Here is a 7424-nt window from a genome sequence, read left to right on the forward strand (position 1 = left end):
TGGTATGTAGCTACTCAGCGTGCTGAAATTTATTCTTCTGAGAGTAAATTGAATGCCAGACAAGCTAACGTTCTTTCCGAACGGCTTAAGTACGGGCGAGTAATTCCTTCCGATGCCCAACTAAGCATAGCACTTTCATCTGAGTCGAAATTGCGCCATCAAAATGAAGTGAAGAAGATTCAGTTCCAGAAAAATCTATGTTCTAAGTTCACTTCCAACCTGCCAAGTAGTGCATTGGAGGTTCCGCTAAGCTTTAATTTCACAGACAAAATAAGTTTGTCTGAGCAAGAAGCAACGCTGAGTTCGAAGCTGAAAAAGACTCAGTTTGAACTGGCCCGTAAAGAAGGAATACCAGATATTACTTTGGGAGTCGGGGTAAGGAACTACCAAGAAACCAATGACAAGGTCTTCCAAGTTTCGACGTCAATACCTCTCAATATCTTTAATCGAAATAAGGGCAATATTGCGATTGCTCAAGCAGAGCATACGAAAGCAGAAACACAGTCTGTGCTTGTGAGTCGTAACTCTAAAATTGAATTGGAAAACAAATCTATTGAGGTTTCCAATTTAATTGATGTGATTAAGCAATATGATCAAACCGTTTTGCCCGCAACAAATGAAAGTCTGCGAATTGCAGAGATGGGTTATCAAGCAGGGAAAAATTCTTTACTTGAGTTCAATAACATCAAGCAAATTTGGCTAGACAAACATCTTGCTCGATTCGATTTGTGGTTGGCTTTGCAGACAGAAATTGCAGAAGTCGAGCGCAACTACATTACTCATTTAGATCAAGAATAAGGGCAAGAATATGAATAAACAAACCAATACATTGATTGCAACAGGTGTCGTTGCCTTACTTATCGTCTTATGTGCTATTGCTTGGTATAAAACTGGTAATAAGACACAAACGAGTGGACATGGTGAGGTCGCCGAAGAAAAAGTAGCTGTAGCGGGAGATGAGAAAGGACCTCACGGTGGTCGTTTGTATCGAGATGGAGATTTCTCTGCTGAGGTTAAGATATTTGAAGAAGGAGTGGAACCACACCTCCGTGTTTATGGGTATTTGAAAGATAAGCCGCTTAAACCAGAAGATTTAAAAGCGAATATTTATATTAAGCGTTTAGATGCTGAGCAGAATATTCAATTCAAACCAGAGAGTGATTACTTGATTGGAAATGAAATTGTCTATGAGCCACATTCGTTTTTAATGGTTGTAAATGTCGATTATCAAGGAAAAAAACATACTTGGAAGTGGGATACGAAAGAAGGTCGTGTCACCATGTTAGACAGTAGTATTAAGAGCAGTGGTTTAGAGCTCTTAAAAGTTGGACCAATGATGTTTGAAAATGCTTTGGAATTGAAAGGTGAATTGAAGTTTCCTGATAATTTTGAAAGCCTTGTTGCACCAAAAGCCAGTGGAACATTGATAAAAACCTATCGTAATATTGGGGATAAAGTAAGCCAAGGAGACTTACTTGCTGTTGTCCAAAGCCAAGATTTAATTCGTTTTAATGCAGATCGTAAAGTTGCTTTGGATACTCTACAGTTTGCTCGCCAAAAAATGGAACAAGAACGAGCATTATGGCAAAAGCGTGTATCACCTGAGATTGATTATATTTCTGCAAAGAGAGAATTTGATGCTGCTCAAACTCGTGCAAATGAGTTGAATAACTTAATAAGCTCTTATGGCGGTTCAGCTAATGGAACAGTTGAAGTTCGTGCAGCAATGTCAGGAACAATATTAGAAATCCTTGGTGCTGTTGGATCTAATGTAAGCTCTTCAACCCCTATTTTTAAAATCGCAAATACTTCACAACTCTTGGCAGTAGTAAATGTTCCTGCTGACAAGCTTAATGCTATAAACCCGACAAACAGAGTCAAAGTTAAGCCTCAAAGTCCAACAGGCACAGAAGAGGCATTGGGAAAAATCAAATATATTAGTGATGTCATCGATACTAAAACACGTACAGCGCAGGTATTTATTGAGATACCAAATCAGTTTAAGTGGCGTTCTGGACAGTTAATCACGGCTCAAATTTTTGAAAATCAAAGTCAAAAGCCAATGGTTGTACGTGAAGATGCGTTACAGAATTTCCGTGATTGGGACGTGGTATTCATTCGTGTTGGTAACGATTTTGAAGCTCGACCTCTAGAGCTCGGCGATAAATACAATGGGTATGTGGAAATTAAATCTGGATTACGAATAGGACAGGTTTATGCCGCAGGAAATTCATATCTTTTAAAAGCAGAGCTAGGTAAATCTGGCGCTACTCATGATCATTAAGGGGAGTAGCGAATATGTTTGATCAGATTGTTAAACTCTCGATTAAAAATCGTTGGCTTGTACTCATCGTATTCCTCTTTGTCGGTGCATTGGGGGCTTATAACTATTTTAAGCTACCAATTGATGCTGTTCCCGATATTACGAATGTACAAGTTCAGATTAATAGTGAAGCTCAAGGACTCTCTCCAATGGAGATGGAGTCTCAGGTGACTTATCCTATTGAAACGGCTTTGGCTGGTATTCCAAATTTAGACTATACCCGATCAGTCTCTAGGTATGGCCTGTCACAAGTGACGGCAATTTTCAAAGAAGGGACTGATATTTATTTCGCCCGACAGTTAGTCAATGAGAAGCTACAAGGGGTGACACCAAATCTTCCCATTGGAATTTCAACTTCTATGGGGCCTGTTTCTACAGGACTTGGCGAAATCTTCATGTATACCGTTGAAAATGCCAAGAACAATCCTAATCCACTTTCACCTACCGAATTACGCACCTTACAAGACTGGGTGATTAAACCTCAGCTTCGAAATGTTGAGGGTGTTAATGAAATCAATACTATTGGCGGTTATCTCAAACAATTTGTAGTTCAACCTGATTATGCTTATTTACGTAGTATAGGGCTAGATCAGAAGGCGATTTTAGAAGCGATCTCTAAGAACAGCATGAACAAAGGCTCGGGATATATTGAGAAAAATGGTGAACAGTATTTGATTCGCTCTGATTCTCAAATTAACTCGATTGAGCAAATCCAGAATATCCCAATTACGACGAGCAATGGTTATATCCTCAGATTGAAAGATGTTGCCAAAATATCTATTGGTCACGAATTACGTACAGGTGCTGCGACTAAAGATGGGCAGGAAATTGTACTGGGTACAGCATTCATGCTTATCGGTGAGAACTCACGAAATGTTGCTCATGCTGTTGATCAAAAACTACAGCAAGTTCAAAAATCATTACCAGAAGGTGTGGAAGCAAAAGCTGTCTATAACCGTACAACTTTGGTTGATGCAACGATACAGACGGTGAAAAAGAATCTTTTAGAAGGTGCGATTCTGGTAATCGTTGTTCTGTTTGTATTTCTTGGTCACTTCCGTGCCGCGCTGATTACAGCTCTAGTTATTCCATTATCCATGCTGATGACAATCACAGGTATGGTGAACCAGAAAATTAGTGCAAACCTTATGAGTCTTGGGGCACTAGATTTCGGGATTATTGTAGATGGTGCTGTTGTAATTGTTGAGGCCTCCTTAGCAAAGTTGGCAATTAAACAAAAAGAGCTTGGGCGAGTTTTAACAAGGCAAGAACGCTTTACGACTGTGTTTGAGGCGACTAAAGAATCCCGCAAAGCGATTCTCTATGGTCAATTGATCATTATCTTGGTGTATCTACCTGTAATGACTCTGACTGGTGTTGAAGGAAAGATGTTTACACCAATGGCTGCAACAGTGGTTATGGCTTTAGTGGCAGCAATGATTCTTTCAATTACGTTTGTCCCTGCAATGGTGGCATTGGTCACTACCGGTGAAATTAAAGAAGAAGAGTCAAAAATCGTCCATGGCATCAAAAGGTTTTATAACCCAATTTTAGATTGGTCTTTAAATCACAGATATTTGCTAATTGCTTTTGTCTCTATTTTCTTTGTTTTTAGTGCAAGTCTTTCGACTCGTTTAGGCTCAGAGTTTATACCTTCCTTAGATGAGGGAGATGTGGCACTACATGCCTTGCGTATCCCTGGCACGTCGTTGACTCAAGCAATTGAAATGCAATACACGTTAGAAAAAGAGATTAAGAAAATTCCAGAAGTTCAGACTATTTTTGCCAAAGTGGGGACTGCTGAAATTGCTACTGATCCTGTTCCACCTAACGTTGCAGATAACTTTGTCATGCTGAAACATCGTAGTCAGTGGCCTAATCCTGATAAGGAAAAGTCTGCGGTTGTTGCTGAAATTGAACGTGTAGCTAAAGGCGTATATGGGAACAATTATGAGTTTACACAGCCGATTCAAATGCGTTTTAACGAACTTATTTCAGGTGTCCGAACAGATGTTGCCGTAAAAATTTATGGTGATGATTTGGAACAGTTACTTGAATCGGCAAACGCTGCCGCTAAGATTTTAGAGGGAGTTAATGGTACTGCTGATCTTAAAGTCGAACAGATGTCTGGTTTACCTATGGTTTCTGTTGAGCTGAAAAAAGACATGATTGCCAACTATGGACTTGATGCAGAGGATGTACAAAAACAGGTTTCTAGCCTAATCACAGGCGAGACAGCAGGTAAGGTGTTTGAAGGAGATCGAAAGTTCGACATTGTGGTACGTATGGACCAAAACTCGGTAACAGATCTAGAAAAGCTGTATCAGATTCCTGTGAGCTTAGCTGATGGTTCGAGTGTTCTTTTATCAGAATTGATCGAGTTAAAAAACGTTCAAGGACCAAACCAGATTTCTCGCGAAAATGGTAAACGTCGTATCGTCATTACAGCAAATGTTCGTGGAACTGATATTGGTAGTTACATTTCAGAAGCACAATCTAAGCTGAATGCTGATTTTAAATTACCAGATGGTTATTGGCTGACTTGGGGCGGTACGTTTGAGCAAATGGAATCTGCTTCAAATCGTCTTATGGTTGTAGTACCGATTGCTTTAATTCTGATCTTTGCCATGATCTATATGGCTTTAGGTAATGTTAGAAACAGTATCTTGGTATTCACGGGTGTGCCATTTGCACTAACAGGTGGTGTGATTGCTTTAGCACTACGTGATATTCCATTCTCAATTTCTGCGGCTGTGGGTTTCATTGCCTTATCGGGTGTTGCTGTGCTGAATGGTTTGGTTCTTGTATCAGCCATTCAGCGACTTAGAGTTCAAGGTGAAAGTGTCATTGATGCAGTGAAACATGGTGCAATGGAAAGACTCCGTCCCGTGTTGATTACAGCTTTAGTCGCTTCATTAGGTTTTATTCCGATGGCCTTAAACGTAGGCATTGGCTCTGAAGTTCAGCGCCCAATTGCAACTGTCGTTATTGGTGGGATTATTTCATCAACCTTACTGACTTTGATTATTTTGCCGACCTTATATGTGTGGTTTAACCAAGGTAGGTCAAGAAAATCAAACGATGCCACTGAACAGGTTGTTTAGGGGCATCTTTAATGACAAATATATTGCGAGATAAACAAAGCAAATTTGTGATGATGTGGCTAGTCTGCATGATCAGTCTCGCTTTATGTTTGCACTTTAATGAGCATGTAACTGACAATGAATTTCAGAGACACGTTTCAATTGATGCAATTCACTCTCACCATCATGAGATAAGCCAACAACATTCACATAGTCACCAAGATAATTACTATGAACATTTTGTTGGCTATGACGTACTTAAATCTGCCGCTTTAGCTCATCTCTTAAAGGGAATTTCGATTCTAGATTGGTCAAAAGAATATGTTTATCTGATGGTGAGTCGTATTTTTAAACCGCCCAAAAAGTTAATGGATTTTCAATTCATTTTAAATTTTGGAGTTTGATATACATGCAAATTATTGATTCACATATTGTGAAATTAAGTGCTTACATAAAGCTATTACTTGCTTTATCCACCGTCTTGGTTAGCCCTACACTTTTTGCTCATGGTGTAGCAGAAGGCGACAAGGGCTATATCCAAGAAATTTATGGTGTTCATGTGATTCCATTCATCTATTTGGGTGCGAAACATATGGTCACGGGATATGACCATTTACTATTTCTTGTGGGCATTATCTTCTTTTTATATCGAATGAAGGACATAGGCTTATACGTTAGCTTATTTGCGCTTGGGCATTCAATCACGATGCTGGTGGGGGTTTATTACAACATTTCGATTAATGCCTACATCATTGATGCAATCATTGGTTTTTCAATCGTTTATAAGGCTCTTGATAACTTGGGAGCATATCAACGTTGGTTTGGTTTTCAACCAAATACAAAAGTCGCGACGTTAATTTTTGGTCTGATTCATGGTTTTGGACTGGCAGTAAAAATTCAGGAATATGAAGTTCCGAGTGATGGACTGTTGGCAAATTTAATCTCATTCAATATTGGGGTTGAACTAGGTCAGTTTATGGCTCTGTGCATCATCTTGTTATTAATGACGTTTTGGAGAAAGACACCTTATTTCTTTAAAACAGCTTATCAAAGCAATGTCTTCCTCATGTTCCTCGGTTTTTTACTTGTTGGCTATCAACTTACTGGCTTCATTACTCAATAAGGATCTAAATTATGTATAACACTGAAATTCCAAAAGATATCGAATTACCTTCATCAAAAAAGTTAATTAAATCAACAGCAATTGCTGCCGTAAGTGCTGTTGTTGTGTTAGTTACTTGTGTCATGCCTGCGGAGTATGCAATTGATCCGACAGGTATGGGTAAAATGCTTGGTTTAACGAAAATGGGAGAAATCAAACAATCACTAGCTGAAGAGTCAGAAAATGGTATCAATGCTGCACAGGCAGTGAATAGTGTTGAACAAATATCAGTAGAAACTTCGACTCAAATGGCAACTGATAATGCTCAAATGATTATGCCTGCTATTAATAAAGAGAGCATTAGTATTGAGCTTAAACCGGGCCAAGCTACTGAAGTGAAACTGACGATGCCACAAAGTGCAAGTGTCAACTTTGATTGGAAAGCTGTTGGAGGTGGTCTTAACTATGATACCCATGGTGATCCAGTGAACGCTTCTAAAGGGTTCTATCATGGCTATGGAAAAGGAAAGAATGAAACAACTCAGCAGGGTGTCTTAAAGGCAGCTTTTGATGGCAAACATGGTTGGTTCTGGCGAAACCGTACGGAAAATCCAGTGACTGTAACTCTACTTGTAGAAGGACAGTTTAGTGAAATGAAGAAAGTCTTTTAAGTTTTGATCAATCTCCTTGGAATAATATTCCAAGGAGATTCAATTGCTAAAGAAGTCAGGTTCTAAAAGGAATCCATAAGATGCTAGAAGTACTAAAAAACACAACATATCGGCATTTGTTTTTGGCCCAAGTAATTGCACTAATCGGAACGGGGTTAATCACAATTGCCCTAGCTTTACAGGCATACGATATTGCAAAGGGGGAAGCAGCTCAAGTTCTCGGTATTGCATTGGCAATTAAGATG

General features: G+C 39.2%; 6 protein-coding genes and 1 pseudogene. All 7 read left to right on the forward strand.

Features of this window, described 5'->3' with window-relative positions; all coding sequences use genetic code 11:
- Window positions 1-798, forward strand: a 798-nt coding sequence (locus tag F885_RS00595; RefSeq protein ID WP_005322915.1) for a TolC family protein, incomplete at its 5' end; no start/stop codon positions are given.
- Between the two features lie 10 nt (window positions 799-808).
- Entirely contained in the window at window positions 809-2284 is a 1476-nt protein-coding gene (locus F885_RS00590) for an efflux RND transporter periplasmic adaptor subunit (RefSeq protein WP_005322917.1), read from the forward strand.
- Between the two features lie 14 nt (window positions 2285-2298).
- On the forward strand, window positions 2299-5427 hold the full coding sequence (locus tag F885_RS00585; RefSeq protein WP_005322919.1) for an efflux RND transporter permease subunit: 3129 nt from the start codon (window positions 2299-2301) through the stop codon (window positions 5425-5427).
- 11 nt (window positions 5428-5438) lie between these two features.
- The gene (locus F885_RS00580) at window positions 5439-5810 is read left to right on the forward strand and encodes a hypothetical protein (RefSeq protein WP_005322921.1); all 372 of its coding nucleotides are present in this window, start codon (window positions 5439-5441) and stop codon (window positions 5808-5810) included.
- A 5-nt stretch (window positions 5811-5815) separates the two neighbouring features.
- A complete protein-coding gene (locus tag F885_RS00575; RefSeq protein ID WP_005322923.1) occupies window positions 5816-6529 on the forward strand; it encodes a HupE/UreJ family protein in 714 nt (237 codons plus the stop codon).
- Between the two features lie 11 nt (window positions 6530-6540).
- Window positions 6541-7179: a hypothetical protein gene (locus F885_RS00570; protein WP_005322925.1), complete on the forward strand. Its 639-nt coding sequence runs from the start codon at window positions 6541-6543 to the stop codon at window positions 7177-7179.
- A gap of 80 nt (window positions 7180-7259) precedes the next feature.
- A pseudogene (locus F885_RS20930) lies at window positions 7260-7424 on the forward strand (MFS transporter); the annotation flags it as partial.

This window comes from Acinetobacter higginsii (genome assembly GCF_000369845.1).
In the GTDB taxonomy this organism is placed as follows: Bacteria; Pseudomonadota; Gammaproteobacteria; order Pseudomonadales; family Moraxellaceae; genus Acinetobacter; species Acinetobacter higginsii.

Bases quoted from the DNA above. Each gene is read 5' to 3' on its own strand.
- F885_RS00580 (WP_005322921.1), top strand. From the start codon at position 5,439: ATGACAAATATATTGCGAGATAAACAAAGCAAATTTGTGATGATGTGG.
- F885_RS00570 (WP_005322925.1), top strand. From the start codon at position 6,541: ATGTATAACACTGAAATTCCAAAAGATATCGAATTACCTTCATCAAAA.
- F885_RS00590 (WP_005322917.1), top strand. From the start codon at position 809: ATGAATAAACAAACCAATACATTGATTGCAACAGGTGTCGTTGCCTTA.
- F885_RS00575 (WP_005322923.1), top strand. From the start codon at position 5,816: ATGCAAATTATTGATTCACATATTGTGAAATTAAGTGCTTACATAAAG.
- F885_RS00585 (WP_005322919.1), top strand. From the start codon at position 2,299: ATGTTTGATCAGATTGTTAAACTCTCGATTAAAAATCGTTGGCTTGTA.